Source organism: Leptospira montravelensis, from assembly GCF_004770045.1.
Taxonomy (GTDB): Bacteria; Spirochaetota; Leptospiria; order Leptospirales; family Leptospiraceae; genus Leptospira_A; species Leptospira_A montravelensis.
Window position 1 is genome coordinate 279,155 of sequence record NZ_RQFO01000017.1, and the last position, 18,687, is coordinate 297,841.

At 35.8% G+C, this 18,687-nt stretch carries 17 protein-coding genes; 9 read left to right on the plus strand and 8 right to left on the minus strand.

What is annotated here, in order from left to right:
• Nucleotides 1-11 precede the first annotated feature (11 nt).
• Nucleotides 12-860, minus strand: coding sequence for a ChaN family lipoprotein (locus tag EHQ31_RS15220; RefSeq protein ID WP_244247420.1), 849 nt, complete (start codon nt 858-860; stop codon nt 12-14).
• 1 nt (nt 861) lies between these two features.
• Nucleotides 862-1,404: a glutathione peroxidase gene (locus EHQ31_RS15225; protein ID WP_135571646.1), complete on the minus strand. Its 543-nt coding sequence runs from the start codon at nt 1,402-1,404 to the stop codon at nt 862-864.
• A 27-nt stretch (nt 1,405-1,431) separates the two neighbouring features.
• Here EHQ31_RS15225 and EHQ31_RS15230 point away from each other — a divergent pair, with 27 nt between their 5' ends.
• The 4 genes from EHQ31_RS15230 to EHQ31_RS15245 are packed head-to-tail and all read left to right on the plus strand — an operon-like array spanning nt 1,432 to nt 9,160.
• A complete protein-coding gene (locus EHQ31_RS15230; protein WP_135571649.1) occupies nt 1,432-2,298 on the plus strand; it encodes a phosphorylase in 867 nt (288 codons plus the stop codon).
• Nucleotides 2,291-3,289 carry an SPL family radical SAM protein gene (locus tag EHQ31_RS15235; protein WP_135571651.1) on the plus strand — a complete coding sequence of 333 codons (999 nt, stop codon included), beginning with the start codon at nt 2,291-2,293 and terminating at the stop codon, nt 3,287-3,289. The genes EHQ31_RS15230 and EHQ31_RS15235 overlap by 8 nt, the downstream gene beginning before the upstream one ends.
• Nucleotides 3,290-3,338: 49 nt before the next feature.
• Nucleotides 3,339-7,076 carry an adenylate/guanylate cyclase domain-containing protein gene (locus EHQ31_RS15240; RefSeq protein ID WP_135571653.1) on the plus strand — a complete coding sequence of 1,246 codons (3,738 nt, stop codon included), beginning with the start codon at nt 3,339-3,341 and terminating at the stop codon, nt 7,074-7,076.
• Nucleotides 7,073-9,160 carry an adenylate/guanylate cyclase domain-containing protein gene (locus tag EHQ31_RS15245; protein WP_135571654.1) on the plus strand — a complete coding sequence of 696 codons (2,088 nt, stop codon included), beginning with the start codon at nt 7,073-7,075 and terminating at the stop codon, nt 9,158-9,160. Before EHQ31_RS15240 ends, EHQ31_RS15245 begins: the two co-directional genes overlap by 4 nt.
• A 1-nt stretch (nt 9,161) precedes the next feature.
• Here EHQ31_RS15245 and EHQ31_RS18895 read toward each other — a convergent pair whose 3' ends face one another.
• Entirely contained in the window at nt 9,162-9,425 is a 264-nt protein-coding gene (locus tag EHQ31_RS18895) for a hypothetical protein (RefSeq protein WP_244247421.1), read from the minus strand.
• Nucleotides 9,426-9,644: 219 nt separating this feature from the next.
• Here EHQ31_RS18895 and EHQ31_RS15255 point away from each other — a divergent pair, with 219 nt between their 5' ends.
• The 5 genes from EHQ31_RS15255 to EHQ31_RS15275 are packed head-to-tail and all read left to right on the plus strand — an operon-like array spanning nt 9,645 to nt 14,643.
• A complete protein-coding gene (locus EHQ31_RS15255; protein ID WP_135571658.1) occupies nt 9,645-10,163 on the plus strand; it encodes a helix-turn-helix transcriptional regulator in 519 nt (172 codons plus the stop codon).
• A gap of 50 nt (nt 10,164-10,213) precedes the next feature.
• Nucleotides 10,214-11,776, plus strand: a complete 1,563-nt coding sequence (locus EHQ31_RS15260) for a peptidoglycan DD-metalloendopeptidase family protein (RefSeq protein WP_135571660.1) — start codon at nt 10,214-10,216, stop codon at nt 11,774-11,776.
• Nucleotides 11,773-13,710 (plus strand): ankyrin repeat domain-containing protein, encoded by a 1,938-nt coding sequence (locus EHQ31_RS15265; RefSeq protein ID WP_135571662.1) that lies wholly within the window; start codon nt 11,773-11,775, stop codon nt 13,708-13,710. Before EHQ31_RS15260 ends, EHQ31_RS15265 begins: the two co-directional genes overlap by 4 nt.
• Entirely contained in the window at nt 13,710-14,144 is a 435-nt protein-coding gene (locus EHQ31_RS15270) for a Crp/Fnr family transcriptional regulator (RefSeq protein WP_135571664.1), read from the plus strand. Before EHQ31_RS15265 ends, EHQ31_RS15270 begins: the two co-directional genes overlap by 1 nt.
• Nucleotides 14,134-14,643 carry a Crp/Fnr family transcriptional regulator gene (locus tag EHQ31_RS15275; protein ID WP_135571666.1) on the plus strand — a complete coding sequence of 170 codons (510 nt, stop codon included), beginning with the start codon at nt 14,134-14,136 and terminating at the stop codon, nt 14,641-14,643. The genes EHQ31_RS15270 and EHQ31_RS15275 overlap by 11 nt, the downstream gene beginning before the upstream one ends.
• A gap of 4 nt (nt 14,644-14,647) precedes the next feature.
• On the opposite strand, the gene EHQ31_RS15280 is transcribed toward EHQ31_RS15275, so the two are convergent.
• The 5 genes from EHQ31_RS15280 to EHQ31_RS15300 are packed head-to-tail and all read right to left on the minus strand — an operon-like array spanning nt 14,648 to nt 18,518.
• On the minus strand, nt 14,648-15,358 hold the full coding sequence (locus EHQ31_RS15280) for an SDR family oxidoreductase (RefSeq protein ID WP_135573976.1): 711 nt from the start codon (nt 15,356-15,358) through the stop codon (nt 14,648-14,650).
• Nucleotides 15,355-16,269, minus strand: a complete 915-nt coding sequence (locus EHQ31_RS15285; protein ID WP_135571669.1) for a CE1 family esterase — start codon at nt 16,267-16,269, stop codon at nt 15,355-15,357. Before EHQ31_RS15285 ends, EHQ31_RS15280 begins: the two co-directional genes overlap by 4 nt.
• Complete coding sequence (locus EHQ31_RS15290; RefSeq protein ID WP_208652786.1) at nt 16,266-16,799, minus strand: hypothetical protein; 534 nt, start codon at nt 16,797-16,799, stop codon at nt 16,266-16,268. The genes EHQ31_RS15285 and EHQ31_RS15290 overlap by 4 nt, the downstream gene beginning before the upstream one ends.
• On the minus strand, nt 16,789-17,406 hold the full coding sequence (locus EHQ31_RS15295; RefSeq protein WP_135571671.1) for a hypothetical protein: 618 nt from the start codon (nt 17,404-17,406) through the stop codon (nt 16,789-16,791). The genes EHQ31_RS15290 and EHQ31_RS15295 overlap by 11 nt, the downstream gene beginning before the upstream one ends.
• Nucleotides 17,406-18,518: a DNA alkylation repair protein gene (locus EHQ31_RS15300; RefSeq protein WP_135571673.1), complete on the minus strand. Its 1,113-nt coding sequence runs from the start codon at nt 18,516-18,518 to the stop codon at nt 17,406-17,408. Before EHQ31_RS15300 ends, EHQ31_RS15295 begins: the two co-directional genes overlap by 1 nt.
• Nucleotides 18,519-18,687: the final 169 nt, after the last annotated feature.

An 18,687-nucleotide genomic window follows, 5' to 3' on the forward strand; every position in this document is an offset into this window, starting at 1 on the left:
TCTCCCTATTCTTATCGGCCGTTTGTTAAAATTACAAAATCAGCGATTTTCGCAAAATCCCGACTCTCTTCCCTATCTTTGACAAATCCAGAGAGAACTAAGACCGATAACCCCATTTCTTGTAGTCTGTGGACGACACCACCCAACCTGTCCGAATGAAACCTACCATTTAAGTGGACCACCTTTTTCCCAGTTTTATAGAATTCGCGTGAAATAACCTCGGCCATACCTTGGTCCCAAGTAGCTTGCGCCAAAACCAGGTATTGACTTCCCCCATGACCGGTTCCATGTCCTTGTCCAAATAGTGCAGATAACCTTTGTTTGTATTCCTCAGTCAGATACTTTTCTAAACTATAAGCAGGTGGTAAATATTGGATAGCCCTGTCATTGAATTCCCGGTATGCAGACAATCCTTTTCTGGAAATCAAATTTACGTATCGCCTAGGAGGATTGGCTGCGAGAACATTACATTTTTTTTCTTTGGCTATGGAAACCAAAGGAAGGTAATCAGATTTAAAATTTTTCCATTGGGTTGTGGAAGAAAGAAAATTTGACTCAGATATAGTGCCTTCCAAAAATTCGTTAACTATGTATTGCCCGTCTTGTTCTAACATTTCTAATGACAAGGATACCGGCTCTAATTCAGAAATCCGTCCAAACAAAGTTTCGTAAAACCGATGTAAGTCTTCATTGTCATGTTCTTCTCCAAGAACAATAACATTGTATTTGGATGATTCTTTAATGATTTCCGAAATAGAAACAATTTCTGCAGTGGATGTTCTTATAATTTGAACCGGTAATGGTAATTCCTCAGCAGAAATTCCCAAAACTACAAATAAAAAAACACAATATCGAAACAAATTAAAGAAGGCTTTCAATCGCTTGTTTTAACTCGGCACTTTCTGGTTTCGTTCCGGAAGGAAACCTAAATACAACATTTCCATTTTTATCGATGAGGAATTTTTCAAAGTTCCACTTCACATCGCCTTTTTCTTTTGCATTCTCTGTCAAAAATTGATAAACAGGATCTTTATCATTTCCAAGAACTTTTGTTTTTTTCATCAGATCAAAACTGACTCCAAAGTTAAGTTTGCAAAACTCGGCAATTTGAGTTTCCGTTCCTGGTTCTTGACCGCCAAAATCATTGGAAGGAAAACCTATCACTTTTAAACCTTTGGCTTTATAAGTTTGATGGATTTTTTCAAGACCTTCATATTGCGGCGTATAACCACATTTAGATGCAACGTTGACAACAAGGACAGGATTACCTTTATAATCGGAAAGTGAAACTTCCTTTCCTTGGATGGATACAGACTTAAAATCAAAAAATGACATCTTTTTTCCTCCGGCATAGATATAAGAACTGATTAAGAGAAAAATGGCAAACAAAACTTTTCTTTGCATGGAACCCCCCTGTTCCAAGTTTAGACTATGTCTGCATTGTTTTTCGCTGTACTTTCTGAGGCCAAATCTTGGTTGGAACGATCGCAGGCGAAACCCTTTTCTCACTCAGGAAAATTTCGAATTTTTAAAAATGAATCTCATTTTATCATAATCTCTGGAACGGGAAAACTTTCTATGGCACTGGCAGTCTCTGAATTTGCACATACATTGTCCAAAGAGGAAAGAAACCAAATGAAAATTTGGAACTTGGGAATAGCGGGCTCAAATAATCAGGAAATTCCATTAGGTGATTTTTTTTGGATTCATAAAATCACTGATGCTGCATCAGGGAGAGATTTTTATCCAGATCGAATCATGGGCTCCCAATTCAAAAAAGAAACCAACCTCAAAACCTTTGATAAACCCATTACTAAAGAAAAAAAAGTAGATAGGTTTTTATCTCTCACTGAAGAAGAGTTAGATGGTGTGAGTTTAATTGATATGGAAGGTTCTGGTTTTTTTGAAGCAGCTTCACTTTACTTTCCTTTAGAAAACATAGCGGTTGGAAAAGTGGTATCCGACCACCTAGAAGGAAAATTTTGCCAATCAGAAAATATAGAAATGATGATGGAAAAAATCTTAAATCCTTTATATGAAGAATGGATTTCGCCATTGCCTTGGGACCGTGTGGATCCATTCGAAACCAATGACTGGCCCATTGTAGAGACTTTTATTCAAGACATTCGCCTAACAGAAACCATGAAACATGACCTAAAAAAATCGGTTCGTTTTTTTCGCCTTCGAAACCCCGATTCTTTATTACCTTTACCCGAGACTATGTTGAAAAATAATTTAAAATCAAAAACAGATCTCAAACAGTTTTTTGATGACTGGAGAAAATCCCTCCATGTTTAAAACCTTTTCTCATATTTATATCGAAGAAAATATCAAAGACCATTTCCGTACAAAAGAAATTTTAGCTAGGTTCCCGAATTCAATTCCTATTTTGATTCGACATTATAAAGATAGTTTCAATCGAAATTCTCAAAACTTCCGAATCCAAAAAGAAAGTCCGAAATTGATCTTGGCCGAAAAAAAGGAAAATTTTCTTTATCCTGGAAGCGATTTTTCTCCTAACTTCTCACATCCACATTTCTATTACAATACATTAGCACTTAACTGTATTTACGATTGCGAATACTGTTATTTGCAAGGGATGTTTCCGTCCGCAAATCTAGTGTTATTTGTGAATTGGGAAGATTTTTTTTCTGCCACAGAGGAATTTATAGAAAAAAATAAATCTCTCTATCTGGCCTTATCCTATGACACAGATCTTTTAGCACTAGAATCCTTTTTTCCAGCAACAAAAGAATGGCTAAAGTTTGCAGAATTACATCCAAATTTAAGTTTGGAGATCCGCACAAAGTCAACTAACTACGGTCAAATTGCCAAAATGAAACCAAATCCCAATGTCATTTTAGCATGGACTGTCAGTCCCCAAGCCATCATAGAAAAGGTGGAACACGGAACTCCTTCATTACAAGCACGTTTAAAATCAATCAACCAAGCAATCTCAGACGGCTGGAAGGTCCGGATTTGTATTGATCCTATCCTACGAGTTCCTGATTGGAATACCCATTACCAATCGTTAGCTGACATACTAGGGAAAGAACTAAAAATGGATGGCCTTACAGACATTAGTTTTGGTGGATTTAGAATGAATATTGATTTTCTGAAACGAATCACAGAAGTGAGAAAGGACTCATCCATTTTATTTCATGCTTTTGAAAAAAAAGATAAAATAGTTTCTTATTCAAAATTAGAAACAGAAGAAATTTTAGAACTCATGTCCACCTCGCTAAATAAGAACTTTTCTCCTTCTCAAATAAAAGTAAGTTATTTTTGAATTTTTCCTTTTCTTTTCTGTAACTACTTCCTAACCTTAGTGCCTACCTATGAAGAAAAGAGTCATTTTACTATCCCTATTGGGAATATTTTTTGCGATATTCGGCTGTGCAGAAGTCAATCGCAACAAACCGATTGCCAAAGAAGGGAAATTAGATTTATCCTCATGGGACTTTATAAAAGACGGAAACATCACTCTTGACGGAGAATGGGAATTCTATTGGAATCAAACGGCCAAAGGAATCCAAATTGATGAAGAACTAGGAAGAGAATCTAAGTACATCTACCAAACCATCCCATCCAATTGGAAAGGAGTCGATTGGTTTGGAGAAACTCTTGGTGGATTTGGTTATGCGACATATAAACTAAAAGTAAGATTTCCGAAAGACACACCAAACCTTGCCTTCCATAACCTGGATCTTTCTTCTGCATACCGATTGTACATCAACGGAAAATTAGTATTAGAGCGCGGTAGTTTCGGAATTAACCCAAATTACTTTGAACCATCTTATAAATCTGTCCTAATGGACCTTGAACCAGTTTCTGGTGAAACAGAAATCGTTTATGAAATTTCCAATTTCCATTATTCAAAAGGTGGTTTTTGGGAAAGTATGGAACTTGGCGAAAGACGAACGTTATACGACAAAGTCAATCGCAGTTACCAAGTAACCTCATTTCTTGCTGGAAGTATTTTCCTGTGGGCACTTTACCATTTAGGTCTTTTTGTCATGCGAAGACAGGACAAGGCCAGCCTTTTCATATCCTTATTTAGTTTACTAATTGTTATGCGCCTTCTTACCATAGGGGAAAGAAATATTCTTAATATCTTCCCCAATATGCCAATGGATTTTCTCATTCGATTGGAATTTTCAACTATCTATATCGCAACCATTGTATTTGCCTATTTTTATCGATTGGTATTTCCAAACACTGTTGGGCAAAAAACCATTTGGGTATTAAATATTCTCATAGCTCCATTCCTAATTTCTATATTTTTGCCTGTCGCAGTTTTTAGTGCACAAATTCACTATTTTCAAATTTTTCTGATTTTAGTATGTGTAAGAATTACAATTGCGATCATCATGGCTTACCGCTCCGACACGGTAGGAGCTGGTTTATCTCTGATCGGATTTAGTTTTGTATTTGGGACTGTTGTCCATGATATCCTTTATCAAAACAATGTAATCAATACAATGAACCTAACTCCGTTTGGATTTTTGGGTTTTATTCTGTTTCAAGGATATATTCTTTCTTACGGGTTTACAAGAGCTTACCTTTCCATCGAAAAACTTAAAGAAAGATTAGAAGTTTCCAATAAAGAATTAAACATTCTCAAAGAAGGTTTAGAAGATATCGTAGTAGAAAGAACACAAGAACTTGAAAATTCTAAAGCAAATATCGAAAGGCTGAATGAATTTGCAAAAACACTAAATACCTCTCTCGAATTAGATAGTATTCTCGCAAAAGCTTTTGATTACTTAAATGAAGAAGTTTATTGTGATTCCATGATACTACTTTTAGTAGATGTAGAAAACTCTAAGATTATTTACCATAAATCAGTTATTTCTCCTAACTCTGCATTGGCGCTTGCATCAAAATTAAATGGAATGAGTTTTCCATTGGATCCCAGTGCAGGAATTTTTTACCAAGTATACAAAAGAAATCGTCCTTTCCGATTTGCAAAAGTTTGGGAGTCGCGACTTACTGAATCAAATCAAAAGTTTGTACAATTAATTGGAAAACATCCTGGAATGATTATACCTCTTAGTTCACAAGGAAAAGTCATCGCTATGTTGGCTTTATTTACTGAACAAAAAGGAACAAATTTTTCTAGGTCACAACTCCAGTTAGTCGAAAACACTGCAGAAAACATCGCCACAGCTGTAACCAATTCGATCCTTGTAGAAGAAATGAATCGAGAGAAGTTCATTGCAGAAAATGCAAGAATGCAAATGGAAAACGCAAAAAATGAAGTGGTCAAACTAAACGAATTTACAAAAAAAATCAATTCGGAATCTAGCCTTTCACAAATCATCGAAGAGATGTTTAAATACATTCTCAAAACATTTGAAATAGAAGCAACTCTCCTTCAGCTGATTGATCCAAAGAAAAAAGAATTATATACATACAATACAACTATTCCGACTTATGCAACAGAGGATCAGTTAATATTTGCTAAATCAATACGTGTTCCTCTAAACGAAAGAGGAGGAATTATTTACAAAACCTTTCTTAGAAAAAAAGCTCTTTTTGTTTCCAAACCACCCAAACGATATGAATCAGAATTAGATAAAGAAATTTTTTCTCGTTTGAGTCTGTCTTCCTTTGTCGCGGTGCCCCTGGTGGTTCAAAATGAAGTCATAGGTATGGCATATTTCACTTCCTATCAAAAGCCAATGGAAGTCACAAGAGAAGTACTCCAAAGAATTTCTGGTTTTTGTGATCAAATTGCAGGAGCAATCCAAAACTCTTTGTTATTACAAATCACCGAAGAAGAACGAAAAAAATCAGAAAGAGCGAAAGCCGAAATTCAGAAGATGAACGAGTTTGCAAAAAATGTAAACTCTCAAGACAATTTAGAAAATATTTTAGCTGAAATTTTTGGATTCATTCGCAAAAACTACAAAATCGAACATTGTGTCTTATATTTTTTGGACAAAGAATATAATGAATTTCGTTACCTAAACCACTCCGGTTTCGATCTGTTAGTTGATGAAAACATCAATTACTTTAAATCACTTCGATTCCCATTGCGAGAGGAAAGTGGATTTGTATACAAATGTTACAAACGAAAACGACATTTTTATATGAAACACGTTCCCAAAACAATGCCATTTGAAATAGACAAACAAATTACTGAAAAATCAGGTATGACGGGATTTCTCATCTCTCCTCTTGTCAACAATGATGAAGTTGTGGCAATGGCTGTTTATGGGATCAGTGATGAAAACATCCAACTAACAACAGATGAAGTAAACTCAATAGTGGGTGTATCAGAACATATTGCAAGTGCCATAAACAATCATTTTTTACTTAAAAAAATTGCGGAAGAAAAACAAAGATCCGATTCTCTTCTACTCAATATTCTTCCTAAAAACGTCGCAGAAGAATTACAGAAAAAAGGAAGAGTGAATCCCGTTGAATTCGAAAACGTAACTCTTCTAATGACTAGTTTCCCAGGTTTTTCACAGATTACCGGGCAACTCACTCCTGAGGAACTCATTGAAGGACTCGATTTATATTTTTCACGTTTTGATGAAATCATCAAGGCACAGGGGATGGAAAAACTTCGTATGACAGGTGATATGTATTTAGCTGCGGGAGGTTTACCTGTTGGAAACTTTACTCATGCTGTGGATGCTTGCCTTGCCGCTCTTCAAATTAAAAATGAAGTTTTAAGAATGATAGAAGACTTTAAGGATATTCCATTTCGTCCGAATGGAGTTACCATTGCTATCCATTCTGGACCAGTGGTTGCAGGAGTTATCGGTAAATCAAAGTTCAATTATGATGTTTGGGGAAAAACGGTGACTCAAACACAGGCTATACGACGCGGTGGCGTAGGTGTTCCTATCAATATTTCACAAGAAACAATGGAAAAAGTAAAACGACTTTTTCAAATCGATAATCAAAGACAAATCGATACATACGAAGGAGACCAGTTTCCAATTTACGAATTGTTATCTTTAAAATCGGATTTATCTGATGATTCAGGATTTGTTCCAAATGAGAAGTTTGGGAGATTGTATACCCAACAAAAACGCGGAGCTAAAATTCTAATCAAATGATATACGGACTTTTCGGAATCTCCATTTTATTTATAAGCATCCTATATGGGATTTTTTATTTATATAAACAAAACGAAGACAAAGATAATATTATTTTAGCATACAATGCAGAACTCAGTTTGTTAAAAGAAAGTTTAGCGAATCGGGAAAAAGAACTAATTGATACAAAGTCTGTTTCAGAAGAATTTTCAGACAAACTCGTTGATTCGTATACACAACTTTCTGATTTAGATGGCCTACTCAGGGAAATAAATTCAGCTTCCGATTTAAAAGATATTCTTAACATCCTTGGACACTATATTCGAGAAAAATTCAAAGTTCCACACTATCTATTGTATGTATACAAAGAAGAACTGGAAGTTTTAGAATTTTTCCATAGTAACTTTCCAGAGGATCTTTCTGAACAAGTAAAAGAAGAAATCATGGGAAGACAAATTCCTGTTTCCGAATCCTATACAACTATGTACGCTCATGCATATGTAAGGAAACGCAAACGAAGTTTTTATATTAAAGATTTTGAATCGTATAAAACCGAAGGAGTCGAACTAGCAAACAAACATTCGGCAAATTTAAAATCTTTATTAATTGTACCTTTACATTTAAGAAACAAATTTATTGGAACCTTAGATTTACTAGATTATTCAGGGATTTTTGAGGTAACCGAACAACAATTAAATCAAATCAAAATTATTGCAGATTACATTGCCGGAACGATTGAAACAGGATATTTATTAAACGAACTCAAACAAGGAAATATAACAATTCAAAAAGAGAAGGAAAATATTGAAACAAATCGATTAAAGTTGGAAAACCTACATAAATTTAATCGAAAGATCAATTCGTTTTCGCAAATCGAAGATATCACAAGAGAGGTATTCACTTATCTAAAGAATAACCATCGAGTAGAACTTGGATTTATCCTTCTTGTAGACCCAAAAACAAATTCTCTAGTTCCACTTATGGAAGGAGCAGAAGTTTTTAATAAAGGGCTTTTAGTTACCAATTTTCTTAGGACATTTCGTCCCGTCATTTCACCTAACATAGGATCTCTTTTTAGAACCTATTTAAAACAAAAACCAATCTACTTAAAAAAATCTATCAAATGGAAACAACTTTCTAATATTGATACTTCCATAGTAGAAAGTTTTAAATTGGAATTATTCGGACAAATTCCGCTTGTGGTCCAAGGACAAACTATAGGGATCATCTGTGTCACACGTCTCACAAGAGAACAAGATTGGACCAAGGATGAATTTGCTGAAATTATTTCTTTCTGCGAGCAAGTGGCCGGTGCCATTCACAATGCGAACCTTAGGCGGGACTTAGAAAAAGAAAGAGAAAAAACTCTACATTTTATCCGAAACATTTTACCTGGAGACCTTGCAGATGAATTGATTGAACGTGGCGAAGTTGCTCCAATGGAATACGAGTCGGTAAGTATCTTATTCACTGACTTCAAAAATTTTACTGCAGCCGCAGAATCTCTTTCCCCAGAAGATCTTATCGAACAATTAGATGGATGTTTCTCACAGTTTGATGACATTGCTGTTCGTTACAATTTTGAAAAACTAAAAACCATTGGTGATTCCTATATGGCGGCTGGTGGGATTCCACAAGGAAATTTTACTCATCCCGTAGATGCATGTCTTTTTGCAATGGAAATCAAAGCTTTTATGACACAAATCAAATCCGTAAAACAAATGTTAGGACAAGATTTTTGGGAAATACGTATTGGAATCCATACAGGGCCTGTAGTAGCAGGCGTTGTTGGTAAAACAAAGTTTGCCTATGATGTTTGGGGTGACACGGTAAATACAGCAAGCAGAATGGAAAGTTCTGGTGATGCGGGTGAAATCAATCTTTCAGAAACCACTTATGATAAAGTAAAACGATTTTTTGAATGCGAATATAGAGGAAAAATAAAAGCAAAAAACAAAGGAGAATTGGGGATGTATTTTTTAAAACGACTCCGTCCGGAATTTTCCAGAGATTTGGAAGGTATGGTTCCTAACCAGATTTTCCTAGATTTATATAAAAACTTACAAATAGGTGCCAAAATCATTTATAGACAAACCGGATCTTAAATTAGGTTCCACCTCCCGATGATCCTGATCCACTTCCAGATCCTGAACTCGAGTTTGAACTACTTCCTCCCTTGTTGCCAGAACCAGAACGAGAAGTGCTACTCGATCTTGAAGACGTAGTTGATCTACTTGTAGAGACGGCAGGGCATTTGTCATAACAAATCACATATAAACTAACACAGGTCATCGTGGCGGAGGTTGCATTGTCTAGTTGAGGGGCTAGTGCCAATGCACAAACATATTGTTCACGAATGCATCGGTCCATACATTGAGATCTGGTCTCATAGTTTTTTGAATTGGTACAACTGGTAAAAACCAATACCAATCCAAAACAAAGCAACAAAAATGGAAAAGCCATTCGGTTCATGCAGATAAGATCTCACATTTGTTTCGTTCTTACAATGGAGGAAACCCGCAAATGTGGTTACTACCTAAGAAACTGACTTGCGTATACTGGGACTAGTTACAAAGATTAGAAAGAATTATGGAGACTCGCACGGTTAGAATTTTATTTTTAGGATTTTATGTTTTATCTCTCCTTGTTTGGATTGCAGAAGAAATTTTCACTCTGACAAATCCACCTGAGTATTTTGACCGGTTTCGAATTATCATTGCCACCGTTGAATCCTTCATTGCCCTCTCTTCGTTTCTTGTTGTTTTTATCCTTTATAAAGAACTGAAAGCGGAAGCTGTCGAAAACGTACATGCAAAGTCACAGATTCATGACTTAAAACGTACGAACCGAATCTTAAAAAATCCAGAACTTGGATTTTGGGCAGAGGCCAAAGCCCAAATGGAAGAATGGAATCTTTCGGAAGCAGAAACGGAAATCGCCATTCTTTTGCTCCGTGGATTTTCCCAAAAACAAATTGCTGCGGTTCGTAAAAAAAGCCTAAGAACCATAGAAAACCAAACCGCCTCCATATATGAAAAATCGTCTATGAGGGGAAAACTGGAATTTATTTCTTACTTTTTAACGCCCCTGCTCCCTGAGGAGGACTAAACAAAAAACCTTGACCGTTCCCATTTTCTTTGGTTTTTATAGATTGTTTTATGAAAAATAAGAGAATCTTAATTACGCCGATTTTTCTTTTGATCTGCACTTTCCCTATTCTTTCTCAAACCACTTTAGAGGAGAGGGACAAACAACGACAATCTGGTCTCATCTCTACAAACCAAAAGAAACAGGAAGAAATTTTACAAAAATACAATGACTTCGTAAATCGGGTGCAATCTAAATTTCCTGGATTCAAAATTTCATCATCACCTATTGATTTAAAACAAGCAGACGGGATCGCCGATCATAATGCCGCACCCGGTTCCAAAGATAAAAAATCTAAATCTCTCACTGCAATTGCTTCCGAAAGTTTTTTTCTCCAACTCGAACCATCGAATACAATCGCTAATCGTTCCAATGTAAAAGTCAAAAAGGGTGAATCATTAGAAGTCGTTATGGTTTTAAAACAAGATGTAACCGAAAAAAAAGAAGGTCCCCATTGGGTTTTGGTAAGAACCAAATCCAAACAAGAAGGTTATGTAACTCAAGATTTACTGTCCCAAACAAAACCTGCCGTTAAATCAAGAAACACGGACGGACTTTCCTTAGATTTGTCTTCGCTTTCTGGACGAATCTCTGAACCAACTAACAACAGTTATTCTGAAAGTAAAAAAGGAAAAGAAATGTGGGTCGAGGCAAGTTCTCTGAATATGAGAGGAGAACCGGATGTCAATGCCTATGTAGTTGCAAGGCTCCCCAAAGGCCTAAAAGTCAAAATCGAATCTTCTACAAACTCAGAAGATACCATCGATGGTATCACTTCGTATTGGTTTCAAATTTCGTCTGCATACGGAAATGGATGGGTGTTCGGTGGGTATCTTAGTTCATCCGAAGTTGTATCTTATGATGTCCAACCTGGAGATACTAACTTTCCCCAAGAAAATCCAGATGAATTAAAAAATGGGGAAAAACGATATGTTCGCTCCACGAGTTTAAGAATGCGAGATGAACCAAACGACTATGGTTCCGTTGTGACAACAATTCCAGGTGATGAAAAAATCAAAATCATCGATACAAAAAAAGAAATAGAAACCATCGGCGGTGTCAGGTCCAAGTGGTTATACGTTTCTTGGAATGATGAATGGGAAGGTTGGATCTTTGGAGGATTTGTATCTAAAGAACGAGGTCCACTTGTTGATAGTGACGATATTTCCAAATACTTTCAAATTCCAGTTGATAACGACCGTTATGTGTCATCCAACTTTGGAACACGAGTGGATCCAGTGACAGGTAAAGTCGGGGCGTTTCACTCAGGTATAGATTTACCAGCATCCATTGGTACTCCGATAAAAGCCGTGAGTGATGGAAAAGTTTGGAGAACCATAACAACTAGCGGTGGTTATGGGATGTTGACCATTCTAAGTCACAAAAATAATATTTTCACATACTATGCTCACCAAAATGAACGCCAAGTAAAAGAAGGTGACAGTGTCCGATCGGGCGACATCATTGGTCAGGTTGGAAATACCGGTAAATCCACCGGGCCACACTTACATTTTGAAGTTAGGAAAGGCCCTGACCAACAAGCATTGGATCCTGACGCCTATTTACCCAAATGAAACATAATCTGATTACTTTTAGTTTAATTCTACAATTTATATCTTTCGGAACCAGTTTTGCACAAGATATCCCGCAAGAAACGACATCGATCTCAGAAACTGCCCCCGATATGGTGCAGATTCTCCTCAAAGGGAATTTAAAAGAATTTGAAACAGCCATTGCCAACGGTGGTGACATCAACGCCAGTGACGAATCAGGAAAATCGCTTTTAGTACTTGCGGTCGAAAAAAACAAACAAAAACAATTTGAAATCCTACTTAACCACGGTGCTGACCTCAACAAAAGGGACCTTTCCGGCAAAACATTGTTACATTATGTAGTTACAACTCGATTTACAAACCAAATCAAAACGATTGTGGAAAAAGGAGCAGACCTCAATGCCTATGATGCAGACGGTAATACGGCTCTTCACGTTGCTGTATTGAAGTCCAATCTCGCCGTACAAAAGTTACTTGTTGAAAGTAAAGCCGATGTAAATTTAAGAAACAATCCACGTAAGTCCCCGCTGTATTTAGCATTCGAAAAGACTAAGACAGATTCAATCAACTACCTGCTCCAAAACGGTGCTGATATAAACCTTCCTGACTTAACGGGTCGAACACCAGTGTTTGTCTCAATTGATCAAAAAAATTTAAAACTATTAACTCTAAGTTTAGATTCCAATGGTAACCCAAATTCAGAAGATACAAAATCCATTCGACCAGTAGTTTTTGCTATTGAAAAAGGATTTACTCAAGGATTGGAAGTTCTTTTGAACCGAGGTGCGGATGTAAATGCCAAAACTCCTGAAGGAGAATCATTATTATTTTTTGCACTAGAGAAGAAAAACTTAACAGCGATAAACCTATTATTAAAAAAAGGACTAAATGTAGACTCTAAAAATCTTAGTGGAAAAACTTTATTTGAACTCGCATTACAAAAAAACGATTTAAACTTATTCAAACTTGTTTTGGATGCAGGAGCGAATCCCAACCAAACACTTTCCACAAATAAAAATCCACTAGAGGAATCTATCGAATCTTCTAAGTGGACAATTGCCGATATTTTAATTCAGAAAAAAGCCGATCTAATGACACCGAATCCCTCTGGATATCTTCCCATTCATTTGGCATCCAGGAAATCTGGCCTTAAAATTGTCGAAGCATTGGTAAAACAGAATGTGCCAGTAGATATATTAAATGCTAAAACCAATGAAACTTCTCTTTCCTTGGCACTAGAAAATAAACAACTATCGATAGCAAAGTTTCTTTTATCAAAAAAAGCCGATCCGAACCAGAAATCAAAAGACGGAGTAAGTTTGATTTTTTCAACTATCGAAAGAAAAGATGCAGAAGCTTTTAAACTTTTGGTTTCTTCTGGGGCAGACCTTCAATCATTAAATGAAGAAGGAGAGAATTTAATCACAGTTGTTTGTAAATTGGATATTGAAAAAAAGGAACAGAAGTTTGCAGACGAAACCATCAAATTACTTGTTACAAAAGGTTTAAACCCAAATACAAAAAACAAACGTGGGTTAAGTGCACTTCATATTGCTCTCAATAGAAATCGTATTGATACGATGTCCCAACTCATCACTTTAGGTGCAGATCCTAACCTAACAGACAATAACGGTCTTACCGTTTTACACAAAGCAATCCAAAAGTTTTTATCTTCCCGTGACACCACTCAGTTGGAAAATTACAAGAAGTTAGTACTATTCCTAGTGGAGAGAAGAGCGAATCTAAACCAACAGGATAAATTAGGGAAAACTATACTTTCCGAACTAGCAATCCAGTTTGATCCTGGTAAAAGCGATTCTATTTTGGAATTAGCTAGGGTATTCGTTTTAAACGGCGGAGATACTAAAGTTGAAGACAAAATAGGAAAGTCTCCTCTGGAATATGCTGAGGAAAAAAGAATTCCTGAACTAATTGAGATTTACCGCGGCCTTTAATGTCCATTCCTAAAAAAGAAAATCGAATCAACATTTTCGACTTCGTTAATACTGTCCCTACAAAGACATTTAAACGAGGCGAAATCATCGTAAGAGAAGGAGAACCGTCTAACGAAAGAATGTATTTCATATTAAGTGGAACTCTTTCTGTAGGTATGGGTGCTCCTGACCAAGGAAATTTTCATGAAGTGCGAAAACTATCCACTGGTGAATTCTTTGGTGAAATTGCATTAATCTCAAGCCATCCTCGAGCGATGACGGTTTTTATAGAATCAGACCGCGCACAACTTGGAATTCTGGACAAACAAAATTTGATACGAATCGCAAACTCCAATCCTATGTTTGTCTACGCATTGTTACAAACTTATGTAGAACGTTTGATAGAAGCCGAACAAAAACTAAAAGATCTAACGGAGACTAGTGATGGGACTTAAAGAATCACTCGCAAAACTTAGTATGATCAATATCAAACGAGGCGAAGTACTCTTTAAGGAAGGAGTACCTTCTAACGGGGCGATGTTTTTTTTGTTTGAAGGACAATTGGATATTTATAAACAAATCGAAAACAAACACGTTAAACTCAGAAGTATTTTACCTGGCGAATTTTTTGGGGAAATGGCAATTATCAATAATAGCCCTAGAGCCGCATCCATAGTTGTCGTTTCTGAAACCGCAAAATTAGGAATCATCAACCGAACCACTTTTGTTCAGATGAGCCAAGAAAGTCCCGAGTTTTTATTTTTATTACTAAAAAAGGTAATCGAAAGACTTTATGAAACGGATGGAAAAATTCGAGCCATCAAACGAAAACAAGACGAAGATTCCGTAATTGCAAAAATGATTCCTGCTCAAAATGCAGACACAATTGAAAGTGGTGAATCAACAGCAGCCCAAGATCCATTTTCTGAAAATACGACACCGGTTGGTGAATGATTCATTAAGTTTGTTTTTTACGTTTTAATTTAAAAAATTCTGGGGAAATTTGTATCTCAGGTATCACCCATCCCCGATCTTCCACAACTAAATCTCTAATAATATCGGCAATCTGCTCCGGTAATAAAAAAGATTTTGGATCTTCATCAGGTTCAAAATTTAAATCATTATAAAAATCCGTTTTAGTGATATCGGGTATTATTAAATGTACTTTTACGCCAAACTTTCGTAATTCGGAAAATAATTCCCTTGCAAAATGATGGATTCCTGCTTTGAGAGAAGCATATACATTTCCCCAGGGAGAAATTTCCTTTCCAGAAACAGAGCCAATAAATATAATTCGACCTTTGTTTTGTTTTAAATACCTAGTTACTTTAGCCGTTAACAACATTGGTGCAGTTATGTGTAGACTTACCATCTCGCGAATTTTATCAGAAGATAATTCTTCAATTGGCGAAAAATAAGCAAGACCAGCATTATGTACCACTAAACTTAAATCTTTCCGATCAGGGATAGAATCTAACAACGAATCAATCTGTTTTGCATTAGTAAGGTCGCATTCTATTAAATGAAACATTTGATCTGCATAATTGCAATTTTGTGGTCTTCTAGAAACTCCATAAACCTTGTAGCCTAAACCAATTAACATCTTAGAAATGGAAAGACCTATCCCTCTAGATGCCCCCGTAACGAATGCAACTTTCGGTTCTGTCACAGTGCCTCCATAAAATCCCATACAAGTTTTGAACCATCAATTACTTTCGTGGTTTTTCCCTGATTGATAAAAGGAATCATCGGCGTCTCACCCGGCCAACTATGTCCAAGGCCATTTAATTGGATCAATCCAACTTGTGTATTTTCGGAACAGGATTCATAACGGAAAAAATCTATCTTTATTTCTGAATTGTCTTCATTATAATTTTCATATTTTTTTGTCACAACATCACTACAAGAATTCCACTCTTTCCAACGATTTATAGAATCTTCAACAGATAGAATCTCACCACCATCTCTCACATAACCACCACTATATGGAACTAAAGGGTCACCAGTTCCGGCGATGATGCCAATGGAAACAGGTTTAGTTTTTAAATTTAACTTCTTTTTTAAAGTAGATACAGAAAGTTGAGCAGCTACACTCACAACACCTTTCCATAATTCAGGTTTTTCAACGGCCAATCTTTGAGCCATAAAACCACCATTAGAATGTCCAACCAAAAAAACCTCTTTGGAATTTACTGATCCTTCTGCAATTAATCGTTTTACAATAGATTCAATGAAAACAACATCATTGATTTGGTTTTCATCTGCAGGAGTATTCCCCCTTCCATCGGCCCAACTTCTTTTGAAACCATCTGGAAATACTACTATAAAACCTTTGGTATCCGATAAAACATCAAATTTAGTTTGTTTGATCATCGAAGAACCGGAACCAAACCTTCCATGTAGTGCAACTAACAAAGCAATTGGTGATCCATCCCATTTCTTAGGATAATGGACTATATAAGTTCGTTTGTGGTTTTGAATTTCGATAAAATCCAACTTTTCGTTTGAGCTTATTTTTTTAGTAAATCCCATACATGACAATGCAAAACAAAAAACAAGAATCACTGAGAATGTTTTCATATTTCTTTTAGCTCCAATCTAGTAGCATCCATTAATTGTTCTTTATAAATTCTATTTGGCCAATGAGTCACCATAAAAACAAAAACTGGAATTCCACGCCACTGATCCATTCCAATATCGTAAACATATTCTTTTTCCACCTGTCCTAGATTGGAATATCGAAATGTAAGCGTAGATTCTGTTCTAATATGAGATGGAACGATACCACCCGACAAAAATGTCAGAACAAAATTTAACCGATGGATCCATAAAAAACGGTAATGCGGCTCTTTCTTTTGAAGGATCACTTCTAATGCATAGTTGGAATGTGGATCAAAAGTCATACCTTCTCTTTGTAAAATTTCTGTAATGACATTTTTTTCCTCATCATAACGATAAAACCCAGTAAAAACAATTTTTACCTTTTCTTTTTTTATTGCTAAGGTTTTACGTTCCTTGGAAGTAACGACATCAGGAAAGGCAGCACAATTCAATACGAAGGATATAAAAACAAAATGAAATAAAAACATTTCCTTAAAACTAAAGTTCATTGGTTGTATCTCCTAAAAATTCGGATACTTTTTCTGTTAAGATCGGCTTCCATTCTTTGCTATCGTCGGCCCACATCAGCAGAAGCGAAACCCAACCAAACACACGATAGGATTCCATTGCATATCTATATTCTTTCTCAAACTTACCTTTTTTTGTTAATCTAAAAACCAAATAATCATCATCTCGATCAATATCCGGTATGACAAAAAAAGTAGAAACAGCAAGAAATCGGTTAATCAAATAAATTCCAAATCTAATTGGATCTCTCTCAGGCAAATAGGAAACAGGTTCGGATGCTTCTCCTAAAAAGAATTTGAATCTTGGACTTGATTCCAATATAATTTGGACATGTGCGTCTGTATTTGAAGGGTCATAGTAACGAACAGATTTAAACTTTCCAGAAGATTGCAAAGCAGCAAGTATATAAGATATCCTTCTACGATCAGCTTCGTCATCCCAACCAATTAATTCATAACTCAATGATATGTTTTTAATATTTTTAGAAAAATCGACATTAGGCCTTTCTGAGGAATAGAATACTGAGCAAGATAATAGTGGAACCACCAACAGAAATCCTAATAAACTCTTTAAGTAACTTTTTTGCATTATTTCCTATCCCTAATTAATTCAAATTTTTGCGTTTTGTATTCATTGCCATTTAACAAAATTGATATCGTATGTATTCCGGGATAGTAAACCCGTGTGGTGATTGGCGCCATCGAATGTTTTTTAGAAATCTTGATTTTTTCATTTGGAAATAAATTTCTTTCACCTAACTGAAACACCTTATAACCATAGGAACCATTTGATAACAAAAACCCTATTTTATATTCCATCCTAACCTTAGTTTCATCTTTTAGTGTTTGGCTGATTGAAACGGTAAACTCAATTGAATCTCCAATTTTGACTTTTTTGTTTATTACACCAAATTTGATTTTCGCTGGTTTCCATTGTGTGTCATAAGAAAAGAAAGAAAGGGCTTTGGTATTTCCTTTTTTTAAAAGTGTGCGTAAAGAATGTTTTAGATTTTTATCTAATTCTTTAGATTTACCAATCCTTGTTTTACAAAACTCCAATACTAAATCAGGTTTTAGTTTGGAAATATCATTCAAATGGTTTGCTGCACTCCTACGAACAATTTCATCTTTATCATCCCAAAGAGATTCAATGATTGGCAAATGGATTTCTGGATTTGTTTTTATTTCGGGAATACCGATTCCCCAAGGTAACATTGGACGGCTACCTTCACTTGCCAATCGCCTTACCATTGGCTCCTTATGTTTTGACCAATCGTACATTTGTTTTAGAGTTTGATCAAAATGGTGTTTGTAAAAGAACCTAATAGCAAATTCTGCACTAGAAAAAACCGTAAGTTTTTCTAATACTTTCATTGATGTATCAAAATCATTTAACCCTGACTTGGTGACAATATCGTTCAAAAATATATAGGGAAAATTAAAGTCAGAAACTCCGTGACTGCGCAAATTTTCGATAAGCTTAAATAATTTAGGATAAATTTTGGAAAGTGGGCCAGGCCAATGTTCCACCAATACTTCGGACAGCCGGTTGATCCTTTCCTTTAATTCCATTTCTTTCCAAGGTGAGGCAAATACCTGTTTTTGAAACGTTAGAGGATTGATTTTGGAGTCAACCTTAGCTAATTGGTTTCCTAACCCGAGGACCCACTCGCGAGAATACATTTCTTTCAAAGGTTCCATACAAACTAAAACGAATCTACATTTCCCTTCGTTATTTGGAACCGAAAAAGTAAACCTGCTATAATATACGAATTACAAATAATTCCTCATTTTGTCGGCTTCTCGAAGCCATAATAGATTTTTCAATTAAAATTGAATGTGAAACGAATTTACAAACCACAATCTAATC

Coding starts and splice junctions, on each gene's coding strand:
- EHQ31_RS15225 (WP_135571646.1), bottom strand. CDS start 1,404: ATGCAAAGAAAAGTTTTGTTTGCCATTTTTCTCTTAATCAGTTCTTAT.
- EHQ31_RS15230 (WP_135571649.1), top strand. CDS start 1,432: ATGTCTGCATTGTTTTTCGCTGTACTTTCTGAGGCCAAATCTTGGTTG.
- EHQ31_RS15235 (WP_135571651.1), top strand. CDS start 2,291: ATGTTTAAAACCTTTTCTCATATTTATATCGAAGAAAATATCAAAGAC.
- EHQ31_RS15240 (WP_135571653.1), top strand. CDS start 3,339: ATGAAGAAAAGAGTCATTTTACTATCCCTATTGGGAATATTTTTTGCG.
- EHQ31_RS15245 (WP_135571654.1), top strand. CDS start 7,073: ATGATATACGGACTTTTCGGAATCTCCATTTTATTTATAAGCATCCTA.
- EHQ31_RS18895 (WP_244247421.1), bottom strand. CDS start 9,425: ATGGACCGATGCATTCGTGAACAATATGTTTGTGCATTGGCACTAGCC.
- EHQ31_RS15255 (WP_135571658.1), top strand. CDS start 9,645: ATGGAGACTCGCACGGTTAGAATTTTATTTTTAGGATTTTATGTTTTA.
- EHQ31_RS15260 (WP_135571660.1), top strand. CDS start 10,214: ATGAAAAATAAGAGAATCTTAATTACGCCGATTTTTCTTTTGATCTGC.
- EHQ31_RS15265 (WP_135571662.1), top strand. CDS start 11,773: ATGAAACATAATCTGATTACTTTTAGTTTAATTCTACAATTTATATCT.
- EHQ31_RS15270 (WP_135571664.1), top strand. CDS start 13,710: ATGTCCATTCCTAAAAAAGAAAATCGAATCAACATTTTCGACTTCGTT.
- EHQ31_RS15275 (WP_135571666.1), top strand. CDS start 14,134: ATGGGACTTAAAGAATCACTCGCAAAACTTAGTATGATCAATATCAAA.
- EHQ31_RS15285 (WP_135571669.1), bottom strand. CDS start 16,269: ATGAAAACATTCTCAGTGATTCTTGTTTTTTGTTTTGCATTGTCATGT.
- EHQ31_RS15290 (WP_208652786.1), bottom strand. CDS start 16,799: ATGAACTTTAGTTTTAAGGAAATGTTTTTATTTCATTTTGTTTTTATA.
- EHQ31_RS15295 (WP_135571671.1), bottom strand. CDS start 17,406: ATGCAAAAAAGTTACTTAAAGAGTTTATTAGGATTTCTGTTGGTGGTT.
- EHQ31_RS15300 (WP_135571673.1), bottom strand. CDS start 18,518: ATGGAACCTTTGAAAGAAATGTATTCTCGCGAGTGGGTCCTCGGGTTA.